The sequence below is a fragment of the Prevotella amnii CRIS 21A-A genome (assembly GCF_000177355.1).
GTDB lineage: Bacteria > Bacteroidota > Bacteroidia > Bacteroidales > Bacteroidaceae > Prevotella > Prevotella amnii.
Genome location: NZ_ADFQ01000023.1, coordinates 1 through 2,709, shown reverse-complemented (window position 1 = coordinate 2,709; position 2,709 = coordinate 1). Strand labels below are relative to the sequence as shown.

Here is a 2,709-nt window from a genome sequence, read left to right as displayed (position 1 = left end):
TATTAAATTGTATTAATAATTTCATCTTCAGCTTTCTCTTCAGCTTCTTGTGCCCGTTTACGTTCGTTGATAAGCTGAAAATCCTTTTTTTGAAGAACGAAGTCGACACCTAAGTATTTCTCTTTTACTACTTTATTTGCCGATAGCTCTTCTGGAGTACCTTTAAACAAGATACGTCCTTCAAACAAAAGGTAAGCGCGATCAGTGATATTAAGTGTTTCGTGCACATTATGGTCGGTAATGAGAATACCTATATTGCGAAATTTTAATTGCCAAACAATATGCTGAATATCTTCTACTGCGATTGGGTCTACACCAGCAAAAGGCTCATCTAACATAATAAACTTAGGGTCAATAGCTAAGCATCGTGCTATTTCGCAGCGACGGCGTTCTCCTCCTGAAAGCCGATCGCCAAGATTCTTACGTACTTTCTCCAAACGAAATTCGCGAATAAGGCTCTCCATCTTTTCTATACGTTGTTCACGAGAAAGCTTAGTCATCTCTAATACGCTCATTATATTATCTTCTACACTCATTTTACGAAAGACACTAGCCTCTTGTGGTAAATATCCTATGCCAGCCTTAGCACGTTTATAAACAGGGTATTTGGTTATTTCTTTATCATCAATATACACATGACCTTCATTAGGAACTACCAATCCTGTCGTCATATAGAACGAAGTGGTTTTTCCAGCTCCATTAGGTCCTAATAATCCTACAATCTCTCCCTGTCGCACATTTATACTAACACCATTAGCTACTGTGCGTTTACCATATCGTTTTACAAGATTTTCGGTATGTAAAATGCTACTTTTTTTTTCTTGACTAACTACAGTTTTTTCAATTTCATTCATTTCTGAGTCATACTTTATTTTGCAAATATAAGAAATTAAATTTGTTATTATCTACATTTAAAGACTTTTTCTATAACTTCAACTCTCTATTATGCCTATATATAGTATATTTTAGTTACTTTTGCAATTGAATAAAATAAAACTGTAATAAATGTTGATAAAGGATCGTCTCTTCAGTTTTGGTGAGTATCTTATGCTTATGAAGCGTACATTTAGTAGGCCAGAGCGTATGCGAATGTTTTTTAAATCGTATGTGAGAGAAATGTCGCAATTAGGAGTTAATTCCATTGGTATTGTTTTATTAATTTCCTTTTTTATAGGAGCTGTCATTTGCATTCAGATACGTTTAAATGTGCAAAGCCCATGGATGCCACATTGGGTGTCTGGATATGTAACACGAGAAATTATGCTATTGGAATTTTCTTCCAGTATAATGTGCTTGATACTTTCAGGGAAAGTGGGGTCTAACATAGCCTCAGAGCTTGGTTCGATGCGTGTTACACAGCAAATAGATGCTCTTGAAATTATGGGAATAAACTCTGCAAGTTACTTAATTCTTCCGAAAATATTAGGCTTAATGACCCTTATGCCTTTCTTAGTTATTTTTTCTGCTGCTATTGGCATGGTAGGTGCATATTCTACAGCTTATATCGGACATGTTATATCGCCTGCCGACCTTACAGAAGGAGTGCAACATCATTTTAATCAATGGTTTATGTGGATGAGTATTTTAAAAGGATTCTTTTTTGCCTTTATAATCTCAAGTGTATCTTCCTATATGGGGTATTCAGTAAAAGGAGGCTCTCAAGAGGTGGGTAAAGCATCTACTGATGCAGTAGTAAAGTCGAGTGTACTAATACTTTTTAGCGATGTGTTCCTTACACAACTATTAAGCTAAAGTAGATAAAACCGGAAAAGCTGAACAGCTAAAAAAACACTATAATGATAGAAGTAAAAAACTTATATAAATCATTCGGAGAAAAAGAAGTATTAACAAACATAGACACTGTCTTTGAAGATGGTAAAATAAACCTTATCATAGGTCAGAGTGGAGCAGGAAAAACTGTGTTAATGCGTTGTGTAACAGGGCTTATGAGTCCAACTAAAGGAGAAGTGTTATATGATGGACGTAATTTTATAAATCTAAAAAAGAAGCAACAGGTACTTATGCGTCGTGAAATGGGCATGATTTTTCAGAGTGCTGCATTATTCGACTCGCAAACAGTAGAAGAAAATGTGCGTTTTCCTTTAGATATGTTTTCCTCAATGAGTTTTGAAGAACGTCAAGAACGAGTTAGAGAATGTCTTGATCGGGTGCATCTTGCAGGAACAGAACAAAAATATCCAGGAGAATTGTCTGGTGGAATGCAGAAGCGTGTAGCAATTGCTCGTGCTATAGTGATGAGTCCTAAATATTTATTTTGTGATGAGCCAAATTCTGGGCTCGATCCAAAAACGTCCCTTGTTATAGATAAGTTGCTTACTGATATTACCCATGACCTTAACATAACAACTATTATTAATACACATGATATGAATTCGGTGATGGGTATAGGTGAGAATATTGTATTTATTGCTTCAGGAAAAGTGGAATGGCAAGGAAATAAAGATGATATTATAACTGCTAAAAACGAAAAACTTAATGACCTAATATTTGCTTCAGACTTATTTAAAAAGATTAAGCAAGTAGAAATTGAGGAAAGCAATAATATAACAAGATAAAAAGCTATCTTAATTGTAATTTTTGTGTAGGATAGAGATAAGTATAATATCCTCCACTTTTTTATTATATGTGAGGTATCTTATTGGGCTATTTAAAAAACAAAAAAAGAGGGATTTTCATATATTTTTTTTT

General features: G+C 34.4%; 3 protein-coding genes. 2 read left to right on the top strand and 1 reads right to left on the bottom strand.

The window, feature by feature from the left end; genetic code table 11:
• Window positions 1–2: 2 nt before the first annotated feature.
• Window positions 3–854: an LPS export ABC transporter ATP-binding protein gene (gene lptB / locus HMPREF9018_RS02580; protein WP_008447544.1), complete on the bottom strand. Its 852-nt coding sequence runs from the start codon at window positions 852–854 to the stop codon at window positions 3–5.
• Between the two features lie 151 nt (window positions 855–1,005).
• Between lptB and HMPREF9018_RS02575 the strand changes: the two genes are divergently transcribed.
• Window positions 1,006–1,752, top strand: coding sequence for an MlaE family ABC transporter permease (locus HMPREF9018_RS02575; protein ID WP_008447545.1), 747 nt, complete (start codon window positions 1,006–1,008; stop codon window positions 1,750–1,752).
• A 44-nt stretch (window positions 1,753–1,796) separates the two neighbouring features.
• The gene (locus HMPREF9018_RS02570; RefSeq protein ID WP_008447546.1) at window positions 1,797–2,576 is read left to right on the top strand and encodes an ABC transporter ATP-binding protein; all 780 of its coding nucleotides are present in this window, start codon (window positions 1,797–1,799) and stop codon (window positions 2,574–2,576) included.
• Window positions 2,577–2,709: the final 133 nt, after the last annotated feature.

What these genes read in the sequence shown, in the direction of transcription:
- lptB (WP_008447544.1), bottom strand. Translation starts at nt 854, where the DNA reads ATGAATGAAATTGAAAAAACTGTAGTTAGTCAAGAAAAAAAAAGTAGC.
- HMPREF9018_RS02575 (WP_008447545.1), top strand. Translation starts at nt 1,006, where the DNA reads ATGTTGATAAAGGATCGTCTCTTCAGTTTTGGTGAGTATCTTATGCTT.
- HMPREF9018_RS02570 (WP_008447546.1), top strand. Translation starts at nt 1,797, where the DNA reads ATGATAGAAGTAAAAAACTTATATAAATCATTCGGAGAAAAAGAAGTA.